At 59.1% G+C, this 23,598-nt stretch carries 23 protein-coding genes; 16 read left to right on the plus strand and 7 right to left on the minus strand.

Going from position 1 to position 23,598, the window contains the following annotated elements:
• Positions 1–59 precede the first annotated feature (59 nt).
• The 9 genes from FDQ92_RS10430 (at position 60) to trpA (ending at position 8,196) form a co-directional block, all read left to right on the plus strand.
• Complete coding sequence (locus FDQ92_RS10430) at positions 60–293, plus strand: hypothetical protein (RefSeq protein ID WP_137424806.1); 234 nt, start codon at positions 60–62, stop codon at positions 291–293.
• Positions 294–640: 347 nt separating this feature from the next.
• Positions 641–874 carry a hypothetical protein gene (locus tag FDQ92_RS10435; RefSeq protein WP_137424808.1) on the plus strand — a complete coding sequence of 78 codons (234 nt, stop codon included), beginning with the start codon at positions 641–643 and terminating at the stop codon, positions 872–874.
• 16 nt (positions 875–890) lie between these two features.
• On the plus strand, positions 891–2,366 hold the full coding sequence (trpE, locus tag FDQ92_RS10440; protein WP_137424809.1) for an anthranilate synthase component I: 1,476 nt from the start codon (positions 891–893) through the stop codon (positions 2,364–2,366).
• A gap of 370 nt (positions 2,367–2,736) precedes the next feature.
• Positions 2,737–3,312 carry an anthranilate synthase component II gene (locus tag FDQ92_RS10445; RefSeq protein ID WP_137425799.1) on the plus strand — a complete coding sequence of 192 codons (576 nt, stop codon included), beginning with the start codon at positions 2,737–2,739 and terminating at the stop codon, positions 3,310–3,312.
• Between the two features lie 112 nt (positions 3,313–3,424).
• Positions 3,425–4,444 (plus strand): anthranilate phosphoribosyltransferase, encoded by a 1,020-nt coding sequence (gene trpD / locus FDQ92_RS10450; RefSeq protein WP_137425800.1) that lies wholly within the window; start codon positions 3,425–3,427, stop codon positions 4,442–4,444.
• Positions 4,445–4,492: 48 nt separating this feature from the next.
• Positions 4,493–5,320: an indole-3-glycerol phosphate synthase TrpC gene (gene trpC, locus FDQ92_RS10455; RefSeq protein WP_137424811.1), complete on the plus strand. Its 828-nt coding sequence runs from the start codon at positions 4,493–4,495 to the stop codon at positions 5,318–5,320.
• A 96-nt stretch (positions 5,321–5,416) separates the two neighbouring features.
• The gene (locus tag FDQ92_RS10460) at positions 5,417–6,073 is read left to right on the plus strand and encodes a phosphoribosylanthranilate isomerase (RefSeq protein WP_137424813.1); all 657 of its coding nucleotides are present in this window, start codon (positions 5,417–5,419) and stop codon (positions 6,071–6,073) included.
• Positions 6,070–7,287, plus strand: coding sequence for a tryptophan synthase subunit beta (gene trpB, locus FDQ92_RS10465; RefSeq protein WP_137424815.1), 1,218 nt, complete (start codon positions 6,070–6,072; stop codon positions 7,285–7,287). The genes FDQ92_RS10460 and trpB overlap by 4 nt, the downstream gene beginning before the upstream one ends.
• 105 nt (positions 7,288–7,392) lie before the next feature.
• Positions 7,393–8,196, plus strand: a complete 804-nt coding sequence (trpA, locus tag FDQ92_RS10470; protein ID WP_137424817.1) for a tryptophan synthase subunit alpha — start codon at positions 7,393–7,395, stop codon at positions 8,194–8,196.
• 439 nt (positions 8,197–8,635) lie between these two features.
• On the opposite strand, the gene FDQ92_RS10475 is transcribed toward trpA, so the two are convergent.
• The 6 genes from FDQ92_RS10475 to FDQ92_RS10500 all read right to left on the minus strand — a co-directional run bounded on the left by FDQ92_RS10475 (position 8,636) and on the right by FDQ92_RS10500 (position 14,633).
• Positions 8,636–10,003, minus strand: coding sequence for a BPL-N domain-containing protein (locus tag FDQ92_RS10475; protein ID WP_137424820.1), 1,368 nt, complete (start codon positions 10,001–10,003; stop codon positions 8,636–8,638).
• The gene (locus FDQ92_RS10480) at positions 10,000–11,742 is read right to left on the minus strand and encodes an FAD-dependent oxidoreductase (protein WP_137424822.1); all 1,743 of its coding nucleotides are present in this window, start codon (positions 11,740–11,742) and stop codon (positions 10,000–10,002) included. The genes FDQ92_RS10475 and FDQ92_RS10480 overlap by 4 nt, the downstream gene beginning before the upstream one ends.
• A 52-nt stretch (positions 11,743–11,794) precedes the next feature.
• Positions 11,795–12,034: a hypothetical protein gene (locus tag FDQ92_RS10485; protein WP_211341244.1), complete on the minus strand. Its 240-nt coding sequence runs from the start codon at positions 12,032–12,034 to the stop codon at positions 11,795–11,797.
• A complete protein-coding gene (locus tag FDQ92_RS10490) occupies positions 12,031–12,747 on the minus strand; it encodes an N-acyl homoserine lactonase family protein (protein WP_137424824.1) in 717 nt (238 codons plus the stop codon). Before FDQ92_RS10490 ends, FDQ92_RS10485 begins: the two co-directional genes overlap by 4 nt.
• A gap of 269 nt (positions 12,748–13,016) precedes the next feature.
• Entirely contained in the window at positions 13,017–14,429 is a 1,413-nt protein-coding gene (locus FDQ92_RS10495; RefSeq protein ID WP_137424826.1) for an ExeA family protein, read from the minus strand.
• Between the two features lie 21 nt (positions 14,430–14,450).
• Complete coding sequence (locus tag FDQ92_RS10500; protein WP_137424828.1) at positions 14,451–14,633, minus strand: hypothetical protein; 183 nt, start codon at positions 14,631–14,633, stop codon at positions 14,451–14,453.
• Positions 14,634–15,286: 653 nt separating this feature from the next.
• Here FDQ92_RS10500 and ispG point away from each other — a divergent pair.
• Together ispG and FDQ92_RS10510 are read left to right on the plus strand one after the other, a co-directional pair.
• Entirely contained in the window at positions 15,287–16,441 is a 1,155-nt protein-coding gene (gene ispG, locus FDQ92_RS10505; RefSeq protein ID WP_137424830.1) for a flavodoxin-dependent (E)-4-hydroxy-3-methylbut-2-enyl-diphosphate synthase, read from the plus strand.
• On the plus strand, positions 16,419–18,581 hold the full coding sequence (locus FDQ92_RS10510) for a RelA/SpoT family protein (protein ID WP_137424832.1): 2,163 nt from the start codon (positions 16,419–16,421) through the stop codon (positions 18,579–18,581). Before ispG ends, FDQ92_RS10510 begins: the two co-directional genes overlap by 23 nt.
• A gap of 21 nt (positions 18,582–18,602) precedes the next feature.
• Here the strand turns inward: FDQ92_RS10510 and rpmB are convergent, their stop codons facing one another.
• Positions 18,603–18,797 carry a 50S ribosomal protein L28 gene (gene rpmB / locus FDQ92_RS10515; protein ID WP_137424834.1) on the minus strand — a complete coding sequence of 65 codons (195 nt, stop codon included), beginning with the start codon at positions 18,795–18,797 and terminating at the stop codon, positions 18,603–18,605.
• Positions 18,798–19,208: 411 nt separating this feature from the next.
• On the opposite strand from rpmB, the gene FDQ92_RS10520 reads away from it, so the two are divergent.
• The 5 genes from FDQ92_RS10520 (at position 19,209) to FDQ92_RS10540 (ending at position 23,587) form a co-directional block, all read left to right on the plus strand.
• The gene (locus FDQ92_RS10520; protein ID WP_137424836.1) at positions 19,209–19,415 is read left to right on the plus strand and encodes a hypothetical protein; all 207 of its coding nucleotides are present in this window, start codon (positions 19,209–19,211) and stop codon (positions 19,413–19,415) included.
• Positions 19,412–20,953, plus strand: coding sequence for a sensor histidine kinase (locus tag FDQ92_RS10525; protein ID WP_137424838.1), 1,542 nt, complete (start codon positions 19,412–19,414; stop codon positions 20,951–20,953). The genes FDQ92_RS10520 and FDQ92_RS10525 overlap by 4 nt, the downstream gene beginning before the upstream one ends.
• Positions 20,893–21,489, plus strand: a complete 597-nt coding sequence (locus FDQ92_RS10530; protein WP_137424840.1) for a tetratricopeptide repeat protein — start codon at positions 20,893–20,895, stop codon at positions 21,487–21,489. The genes FDQ92_RS10525 and FDQ92_RS10530 overlap by 61 nt, the downstream gene beginning before the upstream one ends.
• Positions 21,440–22,858, plus strand: coding sequence for a sigma-54-dependent transcriptional regulator (locus FDQ92_RS10535; RefSeq protein WP_246041670.1), 1,419 nt, complete (start codon positions 21,440–21,442; stop codon positions 22,856–22,858). Before FDQ92_RS10530 ends, FDQ92_RS10535 begins: the two co-directional genes overlap by 50 nt.
• Positions 22,859–23,257: 399 nt before the next feature.
• Positions 23,258–23,587 (plus strand): hypothetical protein, encoded by a 330-nt coding sequence (locus tag FDQ92_RS10540; RefSeq protein ID WP_137424842.1) that lies wholly within the window; start codon positions 23,258–23,260, stop codon positions 23,585–23,587.
• Positions 23,588–23,598: the final 11 nt, after the last annotated feature.

The raw sequence follows: 23,598 nt of genomic DNA on the forward strand, positions 1-23,598 counted from the left end.
AAAAAGCTGAGAAGCCCTTTGAGGGGCGGCTGGATTCCAAGGACGGGAAGGGGTGCTGCATGTCCCTGTACATCAAGACGGAAGATTATCACAAATACGGGATCAGCAAGTATTCCGACCTGGCGCTGGTGCGCGCCGCGGTTCAAAAAGAGCTGAACATTGACCCGGTGTTTGTCCGTTTCGTGAACCGTCACGAATACATCCGAGTGGATTTCCTTTCTCCCCGGCCCAGGAAGCGTTCTCGAGGCCGCGGGCCGCAGCGCCAGAAGGCGCAACGCAGGAACAATTTTTGAGAGGGCGGCGTCCGGGGCGCCCGGCTGTTCCGGGCTCCGAAAAAAAATCTTGACGCCTTCCGGGATCACTTTTAAAGTCGCCGTGTTGAATTCAAGGGAACGGGAAGGTTTTTCATGAACGGAGTGCAGTCGTTTCAAGTTTGTTTTTGGTGCTGGTGGTGGAGCCGCCCGCTTCGAGGGTGCGCCGACGGGAGGACGTCCGGCTGAACCGCCAGCTTGAATGATGTTCTCGAAGGACCGTGGGCCGCCCGGCCCACGGTCCTTTTGCTTTTGACGAAGGCCGTGGGAGATCCTCCCCGGCCTTTTTTCGTGGGTCGAACTGCTGAAAACGCCGAAGGAGAACCGTCATGCTGGTGGTGATGCATCAGAAGGCCACGCAGGAACAGGTCGACAAGGTGGTGCAAGCCATCGAAGGGAAGGGCATGGCCGTCGGCGCCGACGGCCTGATGGTGGAAGCCCACCACCAGTCGGAGGCGGCGTTGAGCGACGGCGCGCAGTCGCTCCTGCCCGAGCAGTTCAAGCAGCTGTGCCGCGAAGCGAAACCTATTTTCGGCCTGTTTGCCGCGGCCAAGGAAGCATGAAAGGGAGACGGTCTCGATGGAACTGAATCGCTATCCGAGCCGGTCCAGATTCCTGGAATTGGCGAAAGCCGGAAATCTTGTTCCAGTCTGCGTGGAAGTGCTCGCGGACACGGAAACTCCCGTGTCGGCCCTGGCCAAACTCCGGCGGGCCGGAAGGCCGGCGTTTCTCCTGGAAAGTGTCGAAGGCGGGGAGCGGTGGGGCCGCTACAGCTTCCTCGGAACGTCCGCCCATTGCCACCTCAAGGTGTTCGCCGATACGGTGAGTATCGAAAATGACCACGAAACCGAAAGGGTTCTGCATCGGGGCGATCCCCTGGCCGTACTCCGTGACGTCATGAGCCGGTACCGTCCGGTTTCGCTCCCCGAACTGCCGCGCTTCTGGGGCGGGCTCGTCGGTTACCTCACCTACGAAACCGTCGCCTTTTTCGAAAGGATTCCCCACCGGCTGCCGAAAGATCGTCCTTTCGCGCATTTCATCGTGACCGACGATCTGCTGATCTTCGATAATGTCCGCCACACCCTCACCCTGGTCGCTCACGCCTTCCTGGAAGACGGAACGGACTTGGAAGCGGCTTTCGATCGGGCCAACGATCGGCTGAGGGTGCTTGTGGAGGCGCTATCCCGTCCGCTGCCGTGCATTCATGGTGAGAAGACGAATCGCTCCGGGACCCTGGAAACGCCGGTATCCCCGGATGCCTTTCGCGCCCGGGTCGCACGCATCAAGGACTACATCGAAGCGGGCGACGTGATCCAGACGGTGATTTCCCAGCCCTTTGTGCTGGCCGACGCCCCGGACCCGTGGCAGCTGTACCGGGCTCAGCGGTACGTGAACCCGTCGCCCTACATGTTCTTCCTGGAATTGGGCGATTTGGTGCTCGTGGGATCGTCGCCGGAGACCATGGTGCGCCTCGAACACGGAACGGCGACCCTTCGGCCCATCGCCGGCACCCGCCCGCGCGGCGCCACCGAACAGGACGACCGGCGCCTTGCCGACGAACTGCTCCGGGATCCCAAGGAACGCGCCGAACACCTGATGCTCGTGGACCTCGGCCGGAACGACCTCGGCCGTGTGGCCGAAGTGGGCACCGTTCAGGTGACCGACCTCATGATCGTCGAACGCTACTCTCATGTGATGCACCTTGTTTCCAATATTTCCTGCGACTTGAAAAAGGGCTGCGACGCCTGGGATCTCCTTCGGGCCACCTTCCCGGCGGGAACCCTTTCCGGAGCGCCTAAAATCCGCGCCATGGAAATCATCGCGGAATTGGAAGAGGCACCGCGGGGTCCCTACGGCGGAGCCATCGGCTACGTGTCGTTTACCGGAAACATGGATCTGGCCATCACCATCCGGACCGCCGTCATCGAAAACGGGCGGCTCATCGTCCAGGCCGGCGCGGGCGTGGTGGCGGATTCCGACCCGGAACGGGAACGTCAGGAAACCGTGAACAAGGCTATGGCCATTCAGCGGGCGGTGGAACTGGTCGGTCGATGAAGGGGTGAAGCGGTGGATGGAGCTGTGGACGGAGGAGGGTGCAGATCTTTTGCTTCTTGTTCCCAAGCTCCAGCTTGGGAACACAATTGTGCAGAAGCTCCAGCTTCGGTGAGGCCGTTCCCAAGCCAGAGTTTGGGAACGAGGGGAAAGACCACTTCGAGATCCTGGCGAGCTCCCTAGAAAGACAGCGCGTTTCAGCTGTAGCAGGAGGGAAGCTGGAGCTTCCCGGGCAGGTCGTTCCCAAGCTGGAGCTTGGGAACGAGGGGAAACGGAGCTGATGCGCTTGCTGCTTCAAGGCCATCTGGATCTACCTCAGAGGGTCACCCTGGATGTCGTTCTAAAAGATTCGCACCCGACGGAGGAAACAGTCATGGTGGTGATGATCGACAACTATGATTCTTTTACCTATAACCTGGTGCAGTATCTTCAGATGCTTGGAAGCGACGTCCGGGTGATTCGAAACGACGCGGCTTCCGTCCGGGAAATTCTTTCCTGGAACCCCAAGGCCGTCGTCATTTCCCCAGGCCCGGGGCGGCCGGAAGACGCGGGGGTTTCCGTCGCGCTCATCCGGGAATCCAACGGTTCGGTGCCGATCTTGGGGGTCTGCCTGGGTCACCAGGCCATCGCCGTGGCTTTCGGCGGCGTCGTAGGCAAAGCCAAGCGCCTCATGCACGGAAAGATCTCATCGATTACGACCGACGGGAAGCGCATTTTTTCGGGGATCAAGAGCCCATTCGACGCCATGCGCTACCACTCGCTGGCGGTCGCTCGAAACCCGCTGCCCGCCTGCTTGGAAGTGACCGCGGAATCCGAGGACGGCGAAATCATGGGCATCCGCCACAAGGAATACCCCGTCGAAGGAATCCAGTTCCATCCGGAATCCATCATGACGCTTGTGGGAAAGCGCATCCTCAGAAACTTTTTGCGGGACGCGGGAGCGCTCTGAAAAGCCGTTTCCCATCGGATTCCCAGGAGGCGATGGAGGGACCGGTTTACCGGCGATCCAACGGGAGTGCCGGAAGATGGAACGCCAAGGAAAGGAGTGGACCGAGGTGACCATGTTTCAAGAGAGCCTTCGCCGGATCGTTCGCAGGGAGGACCTGGAGGAAGAAACCATGACAGCCGTCATGGATTCGCTCATGTCCGGGGAGATCACCGAATCCCAGATCGGGGCCCTCATGGCGGCGCTGGCCACCAAGGGTGAAACGTTTGCGGAGCTTGCGGGCGCGGCCCGGGCCATGCGCCGGAAGGCGCAGCGGGTCCAGGTGTCGGCGTCGACGGTGGTGGACACGTGCGGGACCGGAGGCGACGGTGCCCAGACCTTCAACATTTCCACGGCCGCAGCGTTTGTGGTGGCCGGAGCCGGGGTGACCGTGGCCAAGCACGGAAACCGGTCCGTTTCCAGCAAGTGTGGCAGTGCGGACGTTCTGGAGGCCTTGGGCATGCGGGTGGAGCTGGACCCGGAGCTTGTGGAGGAAGCCATACGGGAACTGGGCGTGGGGTTTCTGTTTGCGCCGGTTTTCCACGGAGCCATGCGATACGCGGCTAAGCCACGAAAAGAAGTGGGCATCCGGTCGATCTTTAACATGTTGGGACCGCTCACCAACCCCGCCGGCGCCAACTGTCAGCTCATCGGAGTGTACGCTCCGGAGCTTACGGAAATGTTCGCTCAGGCGCTCCGGCTTCTGGGAGCACGCCGCGCTCTGGTGGTGCACGGCCACGACGGTCTGGATGAAATTTCCGTCTGCGCGCCGACGCGCATCACGGAATTGGCCGATGGAACGTGCCGCACCTACGACGTGACCCCCGAACAGCTCCTGGGGCGGACGGCGTCTCCGGACGACCTGGCGGGGGGCGACCCGGAAACCAACGCGGGCATCCTCCGGGCGGTGCTCGAAGGGGAAAAGGGTCCTCGCCGGGACGTGGTGGTGGTAAATGCAGGCGCGGCGCTCATTGCGGCCGGTGTGGCTGGAGACTTTCGCGAGGGCATGGCGGCGGCCGAACGGGCCATCGACGGAAGGGCCGCCTTGGGCAAGCTGGACGCCCTCATCCGGTTCACAAGGGATCACGCGGGCTGAGAGCACGGCCGCGAAGCCTTCTCGTCAACTTCTAACTCAGGGTGTTCCATGGAAACGGATTTCCTTTCGCGGATTCTCCGAAAAAAGCAGGAAGAAGTGGACGCCGCTCGAAAACGGGTCCCGGAAGCGGTGTTGCGGGAACGAGCTGAAGGCAGGAAGGACCGAAGGCCGTTTCTGGAGCGGCTGGCATCGCCCGGGCCGTGGGGCGTCAATGTCATCGCCGAAATCAAGCGCGCGTCGCCGTCCAAGGGGCCGCTTCGCCCGAACCTGGACCCGGCGGCTCTCGCCCGATCCTACCAACGGGGCGGTGCCGCCGCGCTTTCGGTCCTCACCGACGGCCCTCACTTTCGAGGCTCTCTGGACGATCTAAAGGCCGCCCGCAGTGCCGTGGGGCTTCCCGTTCTTCGGAAAGACTTCATGGTGTCCACCTACCAGATCTACGAAGCGGGGGCGTGGGGAGCCGACGCAGTGCTCCTCATCGTCCGTGCCCTGGACGACGGCTTTCTGCGCGATGCCCTGGCACTGTGCCGGGACACGGGCTTGGACGCTCTGGTGGAAGTGCATGCGGAAGACGAACTGGATCGTGCCGTCGAGGCCGGAGCGCGGCTCATCGGGATCAACAACCGGGACCTAAAGACTTTTGAAACGAATCTGGAAACCAGCCTTCGGCTTGCGAGGCGCCTCGGTGAGGGCCGGATTCCCGTTGCCGAAAGCGGCATTCGGGACCGTTCGGACGTGGAACGGCTTCTCAAAGGCGGCGTCCGAAACTTCCTTGTAGGGGAGACCCTGGTCAGGGCTTCCGATCCGGAGGCTTGCCTGAGGGCGTTGGTTTGGGGGCGGCGCGACGACTCGGCGCCCTCTGAGCCTCCGCGGTGAATCTCAAGGCTGGATGCGGGGAGTTCCCGTCGCAGCACGGGCGTGACGGGACGGAATGCGCCTCAACGCGCGAAGTAGAGGCCGCATGGGGATGTCATGGTTCAGGTAAAAATCTGCGGGATCACCCGCGTGGACGAGGCTCTGCTATGCGCCCGCTGGGGCGCTCATGCCGTGGGCTGCGTGTTCCATCCGCCAAGCCCTCGGTTCGTGTCCGACCTACGAGCCGCTGAAATCGCGGCGAGCCTTCCCGCCGGCGTTTCGGCCGTGGGGGTCTTCTGCGACGCGGACTATGAGGCCGTCATGCGGCGGGTGGAACGATGCGGCATCCGCGTGGTGCAGCTCCACGGTGCCGAATCACCGGACCTGGTCCGGCGGCTCCAGGCCCAAGGCGTTTCGGTGATCAAGACCCTTTTTCTGAACCGGCCGCCGACCTTTTCCGACGCCGAAGTCTATGGCTGCGCCTCAGCCTTCCTTGCGGAATGCGCCGGCGGATCGCTCCCCGGCGGAAACGCGATCGCTTGGGACTGGAACGCCGCTCGCCGGATGCTCGGCGACCGCCCGCTGGTGATCGCCGGCGGTCTCAACCCGGAAAACGTGGGCCGGGTCGTCGAGGAAGCTCAGCCCGATGCGGTGGACGTCAGTTCCGGCGTCGAAAGTGCGCCCGGCCGAAAGGACCCGGAAAAAGTCAAACGCTTCCTGGAAACGGTGGCTTCGTGTGAGCCCCCCAGAGCGACAAGGAGGATTTTCTCATGACGACGGCAGCGACATACGGCCCCTTGCCTGATCGACGGGGCCATTTCGGCCCGTACGGCGGGCAATACGTGGCGGAAACCCTTATGCCCGCTCTCCTGGAACTGGAAGCGGCCTACCGTGAGGCCAAGGGGGATCCGGCCTTCCAGGCGTCTTTCCAGGAACTCCTGGCTCAGTATGCCGGGCGCCCCACTCCGCTTTTTTCCGCCAGGCGGCTGACGGCATCGGCCGGAGGAGCCAAGATCTATCTGAAACGCGAAGACTTGGCCCACACCGGGGCCCATAAGATCAACAACACCCTGGGTCAGGTGCTCCTCGCCGATTGGATGGGCAAGCGGAAAGTCATCGCGGAAACAGGCGCCGGCCAGCACGGGGTGGCCACAGCCACGGCCGCTGCGCTTTTCGGCATGGAATGCAAGATCTTCATGGGAACCGAAGACGTGCGGCGCCAGGCTCCCAACGTGCAGCGTATGCGGCTTCTTGGAGCGGAAGTGGTTCCGGTGGCTTCCGGCACGGGTACCCTCAAGGACGCCATGAACGAAGCCATGCGCTATTGGGTGGGGGCGGTCCGGGACACCTTCTATGTGATCGGTTCGGTGGCCGGCCCGCATCCCTATCCCATGATGGTTCGGGACTTCCAGCGCGTGATCGGGGACGAAACCCGCCGGCAGATCCTGGATCGGGAAGGGCGCCTTCCGGATGTCCTGATCGCCTGCGTGGGCGGCGGGAGCAACGCCATGGGGTTGTTTTATCCCTTTCTGGACGATCCTGTTGAAATGATCGGAGTGGAAGCGGCCGGACACGGCATCGAATCCGGAAAACACGCGGCAACCCTGGGTGCGGGGACCGTGGGCGTGCTCCACGGTTCCAAATCCTATCTACTTCAAGATTCCGGCGGCCAAATCCAGGAAGCCCATTCCATATCGGCGGGTCTCGACTACCCCGGCGTCGGCCCCGAACATGCCCTTTTGAAAGAACAGGGGCGGGCCCGGTACGAATCGATCCGGGACGGCGAAGCCTTGGACGCCTTCTCGAAACTTTCAAGACTGGAGGGCATCATCCCGGCACTGGAAAGCGCTCACGCCGTGGCGTGGGCTCTGAAGGAAGCCGCCCGGAGGCCAGCCGACCAGGTGATCGTCGTGAACCTTTCCGGCCGCGGGGACAAGGATCTGGCCATCGTGGCCGCCGCTCTTGAAATGCCTGACACAAAGGACTGAAGCGGTTGGAACATGACTCCGGATGCTTCCGGCGGCCCGTCCGGCCCGCTCACGGCGGCGGTTAACGATTCAGCTGATTCACCCATCTATCGAGGAACGATTCTTATGAGCCGCATCCAAGAGACGTTTGGACAACTGATGGCAAGACACGAAAAGGCCCTGGTGGCTTTTGTCACGGCGGGCGACCCCGACCCCGCCCGCTCGCTCGAGGTCATTGAAGCGCTCTGCGACGCCGGGGTGGACATCCTGGAACTGGGAGTGCCGTTTTCAGATCCTACGGCGGACGGCCCCGTCATTCAACGATCTTCCGGGCGAGCCCTTGCCGCCGGCATGACCCTCGCCCGCGTTCTTGAAATGACCGAAAAGATCCGCCGCTTCTCCCAAGTTCCCATCGTGCTTTTCAGCTACTACAATCCGATCCTGGCCTACGGGCTCGACCGGTTTTACCGGGAGGCCGTCGCTTCCGGTGCGGATGGCGTGTTGGTGGTGGACCTGCCGCCCGAAGAATCGGACGAGATGACGTCGCGATGGGAGGGAAACGCGCTGGATGTTATCCGACTGGTGGCGCCCACAACACCCATGGAACGCATGAAGCGCATCGCCGCGGAGGCCTCCGGCTTCCTTTACCTGGTTTCCATGACGGGCGTGACGGGAAGCGGGGGACTTGACCTGGACGAAGTGTCGGAGGTGGCCGGGTGCCTCCGATCGGTTTCTCCACTTCCCATCTGCGTGGGGTTCGGCATCTCCACGCCGGAACAGACCGCCCGTGTGGCCGGAATGGCCGACGGCGTGGTGGTGGGAAGCGCCTTCGAACGAGTGATAGAAGACAACCTGGACGACCCGAATCTGGCGGGCCGGGTGGGTACCTTCGCGGGGGCGCTCAAGGAAGCCACCCGTCTTGTGGGATGAGCGGAAAAATTTCCGGAGCATAACGCACCGACCCCTGGCGCCGCCTGTGGCTCACGCGGCGGGCCTCCGGAGCGTCCGACCATCTCCCAAGAGGCTTTCTGCAAATACCCTTCACCCTTCTGAGGACGGGGTGTCCGTTTTTCTTCCACCTTGTTCCCAAGCTGGAGCTTGGGAACAAGGTGGAATTCTATTTCCCCTCCCCCTGTGAGGACCTGACGACTTCACTCCCGATCGCCTGTTAACGGAACAAGGTGGAATTCTATTTCCCCTCCCCTTGTGGGAGGGGACTAAGGGGAGGGGGAGAGGGGGATTTTTTGACTTTCCCCTCGTTCCCAAAAGCTCTGGCTTGGGAACGGTCTCATGGGAATCGAAGCTGGAGCTTCTGCACAGTTGTGTTCCCAAGCTGGAGCTTGGGAACAAGGTGGAACCGGGCCGGCGCCTAAGGGGTTCCGCTGCGATGGGAAAGGCCATCCGCCCATGCTTGGACCGGCATCCAGCGACGCAGGGCGTTCAGGAGCATGGCATCGAGGGTGTCGAAAATCCGGCGGCTGAATCCTCCGTGGCTCATCCCTGAGCCGAAAAGCCGTGCGCGGAGGGCGTCCACGGTGGGGTTGACACTCTGGAGTTTGGAAAGATTCGCGTTTTGCCCCGCCGCCTTTTCTTCCAAGAGGAGTCGTTTCGCTTCCTGACAGAAATCGGCCACATCCCGCTGGATCTGCACCGCCGGTTTTCGCCAGGCGTCCACGGGCTTATCCGAAAGGTCCAGACTGCTGATTTCGCGGCAGAGAAACCGAAGCGACACGGCAAGGGTTCCGTATTCCAAGCCGCGGATGCCGCGCTGCCACTGGAGGAGCCAAGATCGGCGCCAGCTCCAGAGGAGGTTTTCTTCGCCGAAGCGGATGAGTTCTTCGGCTTCGCGGTGAGCCGCTTCGAGCCGTTCCAGGGTTTCACGGCAAGGGCGGGCGGTTTCGGGGAAGGCGTCCGGTTCGGCGGCGTATTGCCCCGGGTTTTTCAAAGGGAGGTGTGCCGCCGCTTGTTGGTCGAGGTATTGGAGTAGGTTCGCGAAGAGGCGGTTTCCCCAGAGATCTCCGGGGGTTTCCAGGTGAGGATACGAAAGGACCAGGCGGCCTTTGCCGCGTTCGACCTCGATCACGGCCGGGTGCCCCAAAATCCGCCGGGGATCCAGGTTGATCCCGTAGCTCTTTTCCCACACTTCCCAACGGGTTTTGGAATCGCGGCAGGCGTCGATGGGAAGGTCCGCCACCCGGAAGTCGCGACCCGGTCGCTCGTAGACCGCGAGGGTGCCACAGGCCGCCGCCGATGGATTCCGGAACTGGGACGGCCACCAGATGGAAACCGGAAGCGATGGGGGCAGGTCCTGCCAGGCGGAGTGGTCGGTTCGACCGCGGATGATGACTTCGCCGCTCGCGTTCGGGAGGCGTTCCGAGAGCGGCAATCGTTCCAGAGGCACCAGTCCCAGCGACGGCGGGCTCGCCAGCGCCAGTCCCGCGCCGCCGCAAAAACCCAGGTAGCTGCCTCCGCCGTCAACGAAACGCGCGACGGCCGTTCGGCCTTGCCGGCCCAGAGCCTTGACCTTGTGGGCGGCCCAGCCGCCGGGAACGATGAGCACGCGGAAGTCGCCGAGCGCTCCCGAAGCGATCTCTTGGGCGCTCAAGACCCGAAACGGCACATCGAGCGATTTCAGGGTTTCGACGCAGATCAAACCCCAGACCAGCGACTGGTCCCATAAAAGGCCTGCGGGAAAGGGGATGTGAGAGCGGCTGTCCGGGCGGCCTTCCTCTGTCACGGGGTACCTTTGTCTTCGCCTTCGATCTGAATAAAGCCGGCATCCTTGAGCGTCGCGATCCCGCCCTGCAGGCTCGCCGCATCTTCATGGCCTGCTTTTCGAAGCTGCAGCAGGGCTTGATAGGATCGAACACCGGTATTGCACACCACGATCAGCCGCTTGCCTTGCGGGACGGCCTCCAGCCGCCGGTCCAGGGTTTCCTGAGGGATGTTGATCCACCGGTCGCCGAAGCGTGCAACGAACGGGGCGGCGTCCTGCGGCCCCCGCACGTCCAGACAGACCACGTCGTCACAGGGTTCGGAAAGAAAGCATTTTTCGAATTCTTCCAAGTCCATGGTTCGGTTGAAGCCGTCCAGGATGTTTTCCGCGGTGTTGGCCACGGCGTTCAAAATGTCCATGGCCGAAGCGTAGGGCGGCGAGTAGGCCAGTTCTACATTGGACAGGTCTTCGATGGTCGCTTTTTGAGGCAGCATGGCCGCCACTGTGTCGATTCGGGCGACCACCGCATCGCCGTTTTTCCCGATCCCCTGGATGCCGAGAATCCGGCGTGTTTTACGGTCGAAGATCAAATCCAGGGTCATGAGCTCGCGGCTGGGATAGAAATGGGCCCGATCGGTCTGAACCACCAGGGCGTGGTCCGCATCGAAACCTTCTTTCCGCGCGGCCCGCAACGTGAGTCCCGCAGCGGCCACCGTTGTTTCGAAGATCTTCACCACAAAACTCCCCACGGAGCCTTCGAAAACCGCCGATCCTCCCGCGATGTTGGTCCCGATGATCCGTCCTTGGCGGTTGGCCAGCGATCCTTGAGGGAAATAGAACGGTTTCCCCGTGATCCGGTGTAGGACTTCGATGCAGTCGCCTCCCGCGTAGATGTCGGGATCCGATGTCTGGAGCTTTCCGTTCACCAGGATGCCGCCTCGAAGCGAAACCAGGAGTCCCGCGTCGGCGGCCAGGCGGGAATTGGGGCGGACGCCCACGGCGGTGATCACCAGGTCGGTTTCCAGGGTGCGTGCCGACGTCTTCACCCGGAGCGGGTGGTCTCCGTCTGATGTCGCGATTTCCTGGACGGTTTCGCCGCAGTGAAAGGTGACGCCGTGTTCTTCCATGTGCCTTTGGACCATGCGGGCAAAGTCGGGGTCCAAAGCGCCCGGAAGCACCTGGTCGGCGATTTCGACCACCGTGGCTTCCACGCCCCAAAGATCTGTGAGCGCTTCGGCCATTTCGCAGCCGATGGCGCCCGCTCCCACGATCACCGCCCGGTCCACGCCGCCCTGGGCGATTCGGTCTTTCACGGCCTTTGCGGCATGCAGGTCCGTCACCGCCGTGACCCCCGGGAGATCGGCCCCGGGAACCGGAAGCCGGTTGGGGACGCTGCCGGTGGCGAGCACCAACGTGTCGTAAGCCAGGTCTTCTTCCTTTCCGGTATCCAGGTCCCGGAGTCGCACTGCTTTGGCTTTACGGTCGATGGAAACCGCTTCGGTTCGCGTGCGGACGTGGACGCCCTTGGCGTCCCGGAAAAACTCTGGCGTCCGAAGCATGTGAAAACTGGTCTTCATAAGTTCCGACAGGTCGGTCACTTCGCCCGAAATGTAATAGGGTATGCCGCAGCCGCCGTAAGAAATGAATTCGTCCCGGTCGACCATCACCACGTCCCAATCCGGTTGGAGCCGCTTGATGCGGCAGGCGGCCTTGGGTCCGAGAGCCACGGCTCCGATGATTACCACTCGCTTGGTGTCCATGAGAGCATTTCCTTTTCTGAATGTGCGCCGCGCAGACAAGGCGGTCGACGCGTCAATCGTTTCCGAAGCCCCGAACGGCGCCGCAGTCGGGGCAGGTCCACGTTATGCCGTTACAGGTCATCCCCCACAAGTTTTCTTCCATGCAGTACGGGCATATCATGAAGCCGCACGGACATGTCCAGCAGAAAGGCTGCGGCCGGCCGCATATGGTGCAGACGTATTCATGCTTCCTTCGGCGCCGATGCCTCGAGGTTTCAGGCGTGCGCGATTCCATCCCACCGTCCGTGCTCATGCGGGAATCCTCTTCCGCCTCCCGACGCTCAGATCATGCAGCGGGATCAGAATGTCGGCCATCTGCCGGATTTTCTGAGCACTGTCGTAAGCGGCGATGGCGTCCGTATGCACGCCGGGCGCTACCGCCGGACCGGTTTCCGGAAAGTTCTTGGCGTTACAGCAGAATCCCGTGATGATCGCCCGTCCCGCTCTGGTGTTTACGGAAACGGACTGGCCTCCCGGCGTGTGCCCCGGAGTGAAAATCAGGTCGATACCCTCTCGCAGGGATACGTCCCCGTCGACGACTTCCACCTTCAATCCGTCCAGAAGATCCGGATAGTAGCGGTGATCGATGGGGTGTGGGTTCTTGAAGAATTCGTATTCCTTTTCCTGAACCAAGATGGTCGCGTTGGAGCATTGATAGTCGTTTTCGCAATGATCGTTATGAAGGTGGGTGTGGATGATGAGGTCGATGTCTTCGGGCTTGAGGCCCACCGTCGCCAAGGCGTCTTCGAATGCCAAGATTTCCAGCCCGTTTTCCCGGGCCACCTCGTCGGGCACCATGAACTGCTCGAGGCCCGTGTCCACCAGGATCGTTTCATCGCCGCCTTCAAGGTAGAAGGCGTAGCTCGGAATCCAGATGCGTTTGCCGTAGTCTCGGAGGTAGGTCATGATGCCCTGGTCCGTCTCGTTGGCTCCGATGGTGAGCGGTCGAATGACATATTCGCGCATATCGTTTCCTTTCGTTCGCGGGAACGGGTCGTCGATCCGGACGGGAATCTGAACGCATCTCGGTGCTAAAACATTCCAACGGTGATTTCAAGTCTCCCGAACCGCTCCCCTTGAAAAAGCTTGCAGGAGCCGGCTTGTTGAAAAAGCTTGTAGGAGCCGGCTTGCCGGCGATCCACAAGACCGCCGGTCGCGGCCAAGGCCGTTCCTGCAACACTGCAGTTGCTTTCCGCGGCAGGCATCCTGGATGGCCTTGGAACTTTCATGGGGCTTCAGCCGCCGCCTTGGTCCGCCTTCTTTCGTTCCAACAGCCAATCGATGATTTTGTTGGGGTCCGGAGGCGGAAGTTCTCTTTCGGATTCGGCCGGGAATGTGAAGACTTCGGCTGATTGCCTTGGCGCGCGGTTTTCCGATTCCATTTGGTGCCCGATACCCGCGTCTCCACCGCTCCATCCCAAGAAAGGCGGGTTCGGCCAAGATTCGAAAGGGAAACGGTCGGCGCCGTCCAGTCCGAGCACGGATTTTGGGTTCGCAGGGTCTGCAGGTGGGGGCGAAGCGGAAGGGGGCTCCGCCGTTTCGAAGGTTTTGGGAAAGATGTGTGGGGATGACGGGCCGACCTTCGCCGGGGGTATCGGTTTTATCAGCATTGGAAGAGTGTCGTGAAGGCCGTCGCTCTGGTGTGACTCTGCCCCGGAATCAGGCACGCCAATGGCGTTCGGCTTTGCGGCGTCTTCTTGCGGCCCGATCCATTCGGCGAACCTTTCGCCGACGAAACGTCTCCACGCCTTTCCATACGGTGACCAGAAGATCACAGCGACCGCAAGGCTTGCCAAAAGGATGGCGCTTCCCGCCGCCCACCCGAAGCGGCGCTTCCTTTTGCCTTCCAGATCGCCGATCACTTCACGGACGATCTTTGCCGAAATCGTCTTCCTGCCGTAGCCGAAACCGGTCACCAGCGCATTGTCGCAAAGGATATTGATCCTTCTCGGGATGCCCTGGGCGTATTTCACCACGAGCCTCAGGGCGCTCTTGGAAAAGAGGGGTTCGTCCTTGGTCCGTCCGGCCAGCGACAGGCGGTGGGTGATGTAGTCGAGGCTTTCGGATGGTCTCAGGGGCTTCAGCGTGGTTCGGATGGCGATCCTTTGGCGGAGCTGTCGCAGTTCCCGCCGAGCCAGGATGGCTTCCAGTTCCGGTTGCCCGATGAGCGCGATCTGGATCAGCTTGTCTTTCGTGCTCTCCAGATTGGAAAGCATGCGGAGGTTCTCGAGTGTTTCCACCGGCATGTTCTGAGCTTCGTCGATGATGAGCACCACGTTCCAGCCGGCGCGATACTCTTCAATCAGCACGGAATGGAGATGCTGGACCATTTCGAAGGGTTCATCCGACGGTGGACTGAGCCCCAGTTCCTGATAAATGACCCTGAGGAGGCCGTGAAAGGAGACGTTGGCGTTGAACACGAGCACCGTCTTGATGCGTTCCGGATCGTAGCGCTGTAGAAATGTACGGACGATGGTGGTCTTCCCCAGCCCCACTTCGCCGGTGACGGCGATGAAGCCTTTTCGTTGCTGGATACCATAGATGATCGCAGCCAGCGCCTCTTTGTGGCTCGAGCCGAGAAAGAGGAAATCCGGGTCCGGGGTGATGTGGAAAGGTTCGCGGTTGAGACCGTAAAAATCCAGATACATGCGGCGGGGTTCTCCTGGAACTTACAGGGCTCCGAACCCAAAGGCCGACCGTTCCTTCCGGCTGAATCGGTCGACCGCGGAAACCAACGTCGCTCCGGTCAAAAGAAGCCGTCCATGGCTTCGAGTACCGGGTTGCTGCCGGGCGGCGGCCCGGGCCATGTCCTGCGCCTCGAGCCACGACCACGCCCCTGCCCCGTCGTCCAAAGGTCTTCATCCACAGATTTCACCGGTGGCCACAGATTATCGGCATTTTCATCAAGCCCCTTGATTCTTTCATCTGTTCATCAAACTGCCTCGTGCCAAGCCGCCAAGTAGGTCCATTGTTTCTGGTTCGGGACGCCTGATTCCCGACTCCTGAATCCCCCTCAATAACCCCCATGACCCCGTGGGGTCACAACGAAGCATGAAAATTCGGGATACGGGGCAGTGGGGTAGAGCCCAAAAACGTGGCACAATAACCAAGCGACATTATTGGTGAATTTTCTATTTTCATATAAACTAGAGATAAACCGTCTGGATTCCGGCTTTCGCCGGAATGACGAAACAATTCAACCCCCGTCGTTCCGGCGAAAGGACGTTCGCGAACCGGCCCTACACGAAAAAACGGACACGCAATCCGCAGAAAGGTGAAGGGTATTCTCAGACAGCCTCTTAGGTTGAGGTTCCGGTTCGACGTCGTGAGCGTCTACAAAGGATGCTTTGCATGATAGAATTTTCAAAAAACGTGTCAATCGCGAAATAATCTTACGGGGGTGGGCCCAGAACCACCGACCGGTAGGAGCGGCGCCCCCGGTGGGGAGCCGTATCATGGCAAAAACTCCTTGCTGACCCTGGGTAAGGCGGCTAGAATATTGTACATGCTTGCAAAGGAGGGCATTTTGGCGCTCACTGTTCCCCGCCGCCCCACCCGCCCCATTCGTCTGGGTACCGTCACCATCGGAGGGGGCGCTCCCGTCGTGGTCCAATCCATGACCAACACCGATACCCGCGACTGGCGGGCCACCGTGGCCCAGATCCGACGCCTCGAGGCCGCCGGGTGTGAGCTGGTACGGGTTGCCGTTCCGGACGGTGAGGCCGTGGCGGCGCTGCCACTCATTCGAAAGCACATCAGTATTCCCCTCATCGCCGACATCCATTTCGATCATCGGCTGGCCCTCGGATCGCTCGAGGCCGGCGTAGACGGGCTGCGGATCAACCCGGGAAACATCGGCGGTGCGGACCGGGTGAAAAAGGTGGCGCGGCTTGCCCTGGAGCGTCGGGTGCCCATTCGGATCGGCGTCAACAGCGGGTCTCTGGAACGGGATCTCCTCGAACACTACGGCCGCCCGACGCCGGAAGCCCTGGTGGAGAGCGCGCTCCGCCACGTGCGGCTTCTTGAAGACCACGGCTTCGGCCTCATCAAAATTTCCCTCAAGTCGTCGGATGTCCTGACCACGGTGGCCGCCTATCGGCTCCTGGCCTCACGAACCGATTATCCCTTGCACTTGGGGGTCACCGAAGCGGGGACGGCGGTTCAAGGCGCCGTAAAGTCGGCGCTCGGGATCGGCATCCTGCTGGCCGAAGGAATCGGAGACACGCTTCGGGTTTCCATCACCGGCGACCCCGTGGACGAAATGCCCATCGCCTGGGGGATCCTTCGAGCGCTCCGGCTGCGCGAACGGGGTGTGGAACTGGTGAGCTGCCCTACCTGCGGCCGGACGGAAATGGATCTCATCGGACTCGCCGAGAAGGCCGAACGGCTGTTTCGAACCGTGCGGACGCCGATCAAGGTCGCCGTCATGGGATGCGTGGTGAACGGGCCCGGTGAGGCGCGCGAAGCGGATGTGGGCATTGCGGGAGGCCGCGGGACGGGGATCCTTTTCAAGAAAGGGCGCATGATCGAAAAGCTTCCGGAAAAAGAGCTGCTTTCCCGGCTGGTCAGGGAAGTGGAAGCCATGACGGGGGAGGCCGTGGATCCGGAGCGGGCTGAACAGCGGGGAAACGATCCCAGTGACCGAATTTTTCCAGATTGAAGACGCGTTGCTGGCCTATCACCCCGATGCGGACGTCCAATTGCTGGAAAAGGCTTATGTTTTCAGTGCGTTCGTCCATCGGGGGCGGTCGCGCGTTCCCGGTGAACCTTACCTGGAACATCCCTTGGAAGTGGCGTCTATCCTGACGCGGCTTCACCTGGACGACCGCAGCGTGGCCTCCGGGTTGCTCCACGACACCCTGGAAGAAGGGCTCACCTCCCCGGAAGAACTGGAGAAGGCTTTCGGGCCCACGGTGACCCGGATCATCGAGGGACTCACTCGGGTCAACCGGTTCCACTTTGGAAACGACAAGGAAAAGGCACAAGCCGAGACGCTTCGGAAGATGATCCTGGCCATGACCACCGACCTCAGGATCATCCTCATCACGCTCGCCGATCGGCTCCACGATCTGCGCGTCGCGGACCGTTTTCCGCCGGACGAGCGCCGGCGCATGGCTCAGGAAGCCATCGACATCTTCGCTCCACTGGCGGGTCGCCTGGGCATCGAGTGGATCAAGCTGCAGTTGGAAGACCTGGCGTTCCGCCGGCTGGAACCCGAAGCGTACGAGGCTATTTCCCAGGGACTGGCTCAAACCCGGGAAGAACGACGCAGCTACGTGGAGGAGGTCCGGCAGATCCTTATGGAAAAACTGAGGGAGCAGGGGCTGCGGGGCCGCATCATCGGCCGTTCCAAGCACCTCTACAGCATCTACCTCAAGATGATGAAGCAGAACCTGGACCTGGACCGCATCTACGACCTCATCGCCTTCCGCATCATCGTGGATTCCGTCCAGGACTGCTACGAAGCCCTGGGGATCGTCCATGCTTCTTGGGAACCCGTACCGGGCCGTTACAAGGACTACATTGCAAGGCCCAAGCCCAACATGTACCAGTCGCTCCACACCACGGTGATCGGCCCACTCGGCGAATCCATGGAGGTCCAGATCCGCACCGAAGAAATGGACCGCATCGCCCGGGAAGGGATCGCCGCCCACTGGCTCTACAAGGAAGGGCGACCCCTCCAGGGGGTCAGCCGAGAAGAAACCCAGCGTTTTTCGTGGCTCCGGCAGTTGCTGGAACCCGAACGCGGCTGGCAGGACCCGAAAACTCTTTTCGACAGCCTCCAGGTGGAACTCTACCCGGACGAAGTCTATGTCTTTTCACCGGAAGGCGATGTGAAGGTGCTGCCCCGGGGAGCCACCCCCGTGGATTTCGCCTACCACATCCACACGGAAGTCGGTCACCGGTGCGTTGGCGCGCGGGTCAACGGAAAGATCGTGCCGCTGCGCTACGAACTCCAAAACGGCGATACAGTGGAAATCCTCACCGCCAGCAAGCACCGCCCCAGCAAGGACTGGTTGAGCTTCGTCAAGACCGGCAAGGCGAAGAGCCGCATCCGCCATTGGATAAAGACCGAGGAACGGGACCGGTCCATCGCCATGGGCCGTGAGATCTGTGAGCGTGAATTTCGGAAGCGCGGTCTGAATTTCAATCACTACATCAATTCCCAGGAACTGCTGGACGTGGCCAGGGGGCTTTCGCTCAAAAGCGTGGAAGACCTGCTGGCGAGCATCGGCTACCGGAAGATTTCTCCCGTCCAGGTGATCGGGCGGCTCCCCATAGCCCCGGAAGATGAAGAACCTTCCAGGGAGGAAGCCTTCCTCGAAAAGATACCGGAAAGAAAGCGCACCGCCCGGACCGAGGAAGGCGTGCGCGTCCAGGGCGTCGACGATGTCATGATCCGGGTCGCGCGCTGCTGCAACCCGCTTCCCGGGGAGCCTATCGTGGGCTACATCACTCGGGGGCGCGGCATCACGGTGCACCGAAAGGGATGCAAGAACGTGAACAAGGGCGACCTGGAGCGCCGGATCGACGTGCAGTGGGATTCCGGGGAGTTGCAGAGTTACGCGGTGGATATCATGGTGACCTATGACGGCGACCGGACCGGCGTGGGTGTCCTGAGCGCCCTCTTGGGACAGCTGGACGTGGAGGTCGTGGACGTGAAGATCGGAGGCGCCGAAAACGGGCTCAGCCGCTTCCAGATGCGGATCGAAGTGCGGGATACAGAACATCTGAGTCGGGTGATCACGGCTCTGAGAAACGAAAAGCACGTCTACCGTGTACAGCGGATCGCTGAATGAAGCCTTTCCCCGGCCGGCCCCTCAGGCGGGCTTGACCACGACTCCCGTCCGGATACACCGGGTGCAGACGCGGACGCGGCGCACCGTCCCGTCGGAACCAACGTGGCGGACGCGCTGCAGGTTGGGATACCAGGTTTTCTTGGTCTTGTTGTTGGCGTGGCTCACGTTGTGGCCCACATGAGGCGTCTTGCCACAAAAGTCGCATTTCCGGCTCATCGCTTCCATCCTTTCCCGCAGGATCTACTGTTGCCTCACCGCCCGGTGAACGGATTCAGCCGTAAGCGCTCCGTCGTCCGATCGACGGACCGCTTTGTCTAACACACATCGCTTTATTAAGCAAGACGTTTTGAGCCAGGGTTTTTCCACCTTGTTCCCAAGCTCCAGCTTGGGAACACAACGGTGCCGAAGCTCCAGCTTCGATTCCCATGAGGCCGTGACCCATGCGAACCCGCTACAAAATCCATAACAAAGGACCCGAACACCCCGACTTCGTCACATCTCTTATTCTAGCGTGGATCCCGGTCTTCACTCACAAAGACCACTTCGAGATCCTGGCCGGCTCGCTTCGGTCCCCTCCCCTTAATCCCCTCCCACAAGGGGAGGGGATTAAGGGGAGGGGGGAAGGGCATGCGGCTGTATGCCCATGTGATCATGGAGAACCACATGCACCGCATCGCGAGTAGCCTAGATCTATCGAAGACCATGGAATCGTTCAAATCCTTTACAGCGAGGCGACTGATCGAAAGCATGATGGAGAAGAAAATGGACTGGCTGCTGCGTGAACCGGCCGATCATAAGGCCGGGCTCAAGAAGGAGACCACGTTTCAGGAGTGAGAGAAGGGAAGCCGGCGCTTCCCGGGCAGGCCGTTCCCAAGCCAGGACTTGCGAACGAGGGGAAAGAGCAAAGAACGATGAGAGAGCTTACCATTTTTAAAAGGCTTATCTTGGGTTACCTTGCAATCCTGTTGGTTGTTATCGCGATTGGAGTTTATTCTATCTTGAGTCTCGGTCAGTTGAACCAGATAATCCGATCCATCAGTTCTATTGATAGTGAAACCATACGGATGGCAAACCGTTTAAGGGATTTCGTCCTTACCCAGAGGGGGTTTGAAAAAAAGTATGTCGTGTCTAAAGATGGAGACTTCCACCGCCAGTTTCTGGAGACTGAGAAGTATATCGAAAAGCATCTGGAGCGGATAAGCGTCCTCATGGATACTGCTGAAGAAAGGAGATTAATTGCTGACGTAAAAGCGTTTCACAGCCAATACCTCTCTATAGCGCAAGAGGAAGTTCGTCTGATAAATAGCAACAAAACATACTCTCAAGAAATATATAATAGGAAAAAAGAGGATCTTGCTGATCAGATTATCCGCAAACTGGAAGAGGTTACAAAAATAGCAGAAGCGGATATGGATAGCAAGATAAAGATGTCAGGAAAGATCGGTTACCAGGCATCGAGAGTCACAGCAATTTTAACCATAGCGGCTGTTATCATGGCGCTTATGATTGCTTTCTTCACTGCCCGAACCATTAACAGCCCGATTGTTGAATTGATAAGGGGAACAAAACAGATTGCCGGAGGAACGTTTGAAAAACACGTAACGATAGCTTCTCCTCCAGAGATAAATGAGCTGGCAGAGGCATTCAATCATATGTGTGACCGACTCAAAGAGCTCGATGAGATGAAGGCCGATCTTATTTCCCATATATCCCATGAATTTCGAACCCCTTTGGCGGTAATCCGGGAGGCGGTAAGCCTGCATCGTGATTGTATTTCCACCGGTGCCATGGAAAAGCAGCTCCGTCTTGTCGGCATCATCGAGGAGGAATGCGAGAGACTGATAAACTCGGTGAATAAGGTGCTGAGCCTCTCTCGGATGGACGCCGGGATGATGGACTATCACATAGAGGGAGGCAGTCTTTCCCAGATCATAGAGATGAGCGCTTCAAAGATAAGACCGATTGCCGAAAGGAAGCGAATCGCTCTAAACATGGATGTTGCCCAAAGCCTGCCGTATGCGGCCATAGACACGGAAAAGATCAGTCAGGTACTTGACAACCTGTTGGACAATGCTCTGAAATTCACGCCGGAAGGTGGCAAGGTGTTGATTCGGGCGGCGATGAGAGACCGAAAGCCTTCAGGCGACCAAGAAAAGGGGTTCATTGAGGTTTCCGTATCCGATACCGGGTGCGGGATTCCGGCGGAAAACATTCAAGAGATCTTCGATAAATTCAAGAAGTTGCATGCCAAAGGCACAGGGTTGGGTCTCTACATAGCGCGCCAAATTGTCAGAGCCCATGGAGGCGATATATGGGTGAAAAGCGGGGAAAAAGCCGGAACCACCTTTTTTTTCACGGTACCTGTGTTTTAGTAGTCCTGCTATTATCTGCCGGGTGCGTCACGACTCCGACTTTTCAAAAGAAGTGGCAGGGACACAAACACCTTGATCTGGCTGAGGAGTCACTGAAGAAAGGAGACTATGAGGGGGCCTTGAAAGAATACGACCAGGTACTGAGATGTTTCCCCAGTGATTCGCCGGGAGATAGGGCCCTGTATCGCATGGGGATTATCTGGGCTCATCCCGATAATCCGCGCAGAGACTATGAAAAGGCCCTTGAACATTTTCAGCGGCTTGCACATAGTTTTCCCCAGAGCGACCTAAACCAGGAAGCCAGCGTGTGGCTGAGTGTTATGAATGAATATATCTGGTGCAGGGACAGGATCAAATCGCTGGAAGAGGAAATAGGTGCCTTACGAGATGCATATATTCGGTGTGGGGGGAGGATCGAACACCTTGAAAAGACGGTAGGCGTGTTAACAAAAAGGCTGGAAGCACTAAAGGAGATCGATATCAAAGTTGAAGAGAAAAAACGCAAAGATGTACCCGGGAACCGGGCAGGTGAGTGAAATGGCCGCAGAGCATATCCTGATAGTGGATGATGACAAAAATATGCTTGAGGTTCTAAGGCTCAGACTGGAGGCGGAAGGGTATACGGTCACTGCCACAGCCGGAGCGGAAGATGCCCTGAAAATGGCTGAAGATGAGTTGTTTGACCTGGCCCTTGTGGATCTCAAGTTGTCTGGAAAAGAAGATGGCATTGATCTAATGGAAAAGATGCATCATGTAGCTCCGGAAATGCCGGTTATCATCCTAACCGCTTACGGAACAATCGATACAGCGGTAGAGGCAATGAGGCGCGGAGCATATACTTATATCACCAAGCCCATCAACCGTCGGGAACTGCTGCTTCACATAAAAAACGGGCTTGAGAAGAGCAGCCTTTCAAGGGAAGTCAGAAGACTTAAGGCTTTGGTCGGGGAAAGATATGGCTTCGAAAACATTATCGGTAAAAGCAGAAAGATGCAGGATGTTATGGAACAGGTCGCAAGAGCGGCGGAGACCGATTCCAATGTCTGTATCTATGGGGAGAGTGGCACAGGCAAAGAGCTCATAGCAAAATCACTGCATCTGTTAAGTTCCAGAAAAGATAAGCCGTTTGTGGCGGTAAACTGCGCCGCCATCCCGGAAGGATTATATGAAGGCGAGCTGTTTGGCTACGAAAAGGGCGCCTTCACCGGAGCGATCCGGAACAAAAGAGGCTTTTTTGTTCAGGCTCATGGAGGATCGCTCTTCCTGGATGAGGTTTCCGAGATGACGGAATCCATGCAGGTAAAACTTCTCCGGGTGCTTCAGGAAAAACAATTATATCCCCTGGGGAGTGAAAAACCGATGGCGGTGGATATTCGGCTGTTAACGGCCACCAATAAGAATCTGCATGATGAGGTGGCAAACGGCAGGTTTCGCGAGGATCTCTTCTATCGCATCTATGTCATTCCTATCCACCTGCCCCCACTGCGGGAACGAAAGGAGGACATTCCTCTTTTGGTGGATCATTTTCTCAATAAATTTAACAAGAAAATGGGAAAGAGGGTCAAAGGATTTTCTGCGCCAGCCCTCCAGAAACTCCTGTCTTATACCTGGCCCGGAAATGTGCGGGAATTGGAGAATACCATTGAATATGCCGTGGCCATGGCTGCCCAAGATGTCGTCGGTGAGGATCTGATTCTCCAGACGAGAGTCTTAGAAGAAGAGAGCCCCGGACCGTTGAAAGAGGCCAAGAATCGTTTTGAGAGGAACTATCTTTCAAACATCCTGTCACTTACAGGCGGCAATGTGAGCAAGGCGGCGAAGCTGGCCGGGAAACACCGGGCCGATTTCTATGACCTCCTGAAAAAGCACGACCTAAACCCATCAGCCTTCAAGAAGCCACCGTAAGGTGCGGGTAATTCCCTTCACATAAAATACTATGTGATCTCAGCCTATTAGCCTCGCGGCCGTGTTTCGTCCTGCTTTACACTGAAGGGAAAACCATTCACCCCTTGCTTGCCCCTTTGTTCCCTCAGATTGCCTTCCATTTAAATATCAATAAGTTATCTTAACTACTGCCTCGTGGCACGCCCTTTGCCTTTGCCATGGTGAAGACGTTTTCCCATCGAACCGACCGGCATACGGGGTAAAACGTCAATTCAAGAGAAGGGAGGTGAGCAAGGCGGTAGGGTACCCCCCCCGGTCGGACCTGCAAGGCGGCTGCGCGGGGAAAAGGGGAACAACGTTAATATCTGGTTGCCACAGGGAAACATGACGCCATGAACGAAGAAAAAGGAGAGAAATGTTATGAATGCTATGACTGTCAGAAAGTGGATGGCTGTATTCATGATCTCGGTACTTCCTCTTGGCTTTGCGGGCGTGACCGTTTCGGCGCAAGAGGTCGATGGCATCGGTGCCGATGGTGTAACCGTTCTGGCAACGTTGGACCAAGAGGAACAATCGGCACAAGAGGCAAGAGGTAAAATTACCAAAATAGAAGGGACCGTGATAACTGTTCTAAGCGACAGTGGTGAAGAGTTAACGGTGCATGTTGAGGATACGGAAGCCTTGGAAAATCTCAAAGTGGGCGACAGGGTTGTGATGAAGGAAGGCAGACTAACCAAAGAAGAGGAGTAGGCATTCCAGCC

The sequence above is a fragment of the Desulfoglaeba alkanexedens ALDC genome (assembly GCF_005377625.1).
Classification (GTDB): domain Bacteria; phylum Desulfobacterota; class Syntrophobacteria; order Syntrophobacterales; family DSM-9756; genus Desulfoglaeba; species Desulfoglaeba alkanexedens.

Coding starts and splice junctions, on each gene's coding strand:
- FDQ92_RS10430 (WP_137424806.1), top strand. CDS start 60: ATGTCCCTGTACATCAAGACGGAAGATTATCACAAATACGGGATCAGC.
- FDQ92_RS10435 (WP_137424808.1), top strand. CDS start 641: ATGCTGGTGGTGATGCATCAGAAGGCCACGCAGGAACAGGTCGACAAG.
- trpE (WP_137424809.1), top strand. CDS start 891: ATGGAACTGAATCGCTATCCGAGCCGGTCCAGATTCCTGGAATTGGCG.
- FDQ92_RS10445 (WP_137425799.1), top strand. CDS start 2,737: ATGGTGGTGATGATCGACAACTATGATTCTTTTACCTATAACCTGGTG.
- trpD (WP_137425800.1), top strand. CDS start 3,425: ATGTTTCAAGAGAGCCTTCGCCGGATCGTTCGCAGGGAGGACCTGGAG.
- trpC (WP_137424811.1), top strand. CDS start 4,493: ATGGAAACGGATTTCCTTTCGCGGATTCTCCGAAAAAAGCAGGAAGAA.
- FDQ92_RS10460 (WP_137424813.1), top strand. CDS start 5,417: ATGGTTCAGGTAAAAATCTGCGGGATCACCCGCGTGGACGAGGCTCTG.
- trpB (WP_137424815.1), top strand. CDS start 6,070: ATGACGACGGCAGCGACATACGGCCCCTTGCCTGATCGACGGGGCCAT.
- trpA (WP_137424817.1), top strand. CDS start 7,393: ATGAGCCGCATCCAAGAGACGTTTGGACAACTGATGGCAAGACACGAA.
- FDQ92_RS10480 (WP_137424822.1), bottom strand. CDS start 11,742: ATGGACACCAAGCGAGTGGTAATCATCGGAGCCGTGGCTCTCGGACCC.
- FDQ92_RS10485 (WP_211341244.1), bottom strand. CDS start 12,034: ATGAGCACGGACGGTGGGATGGAATCGCGCACGCCTGAAACCTCGAGG.
- FDQ92_RS10490 (WP_137424824.1), bottom strand. CDS start 12,747: ATGCGCGAATATGTCATTCGACCGCTCACCATCGGAGCCAACGAGACG.
- FDQ92_RS10495 (WP_137424826.1), bottom strand. CDS start 14,429: ATGTATCTGGATTTTTACGGTCTCAACCGCGAACCTTTCCACATCACC.
- ispG (WP_137424830.1), top strand. CDS start 15,287: ATGCTTGCAAAGGAGGGCATTTTGGCGCTCACTGTTCCCCGCCGCCCC.
- rpmB (WP_137424834.1), bottom strand. CDS start 18,797: ATGAGCCGGAAATGCGACTTTTGTGGCAAGACGCCTCATGTGGGCCAC.
- FDQ92_RS10520 (WP_137424836.1), top strand. CDS start 19,209: ATGCGGCTGTATGCCCATGTGATCATGGAGAACCACATGCACCGCATC.
- FDQ92_RS10530 (WP_137424840.1), top strand. CDS start 20,893: ATGGGTGAAAAGCGGGGAAAAAGCCGGAACCACCTTTTTTTTCACGGT.
- FDQ92_RS10540 (WP_137424842.1), top strand. CDS start 23,258: ATGAATGCTATGACTGTCAGAAAGTGGATGGCTGTATTCATGATCTCG.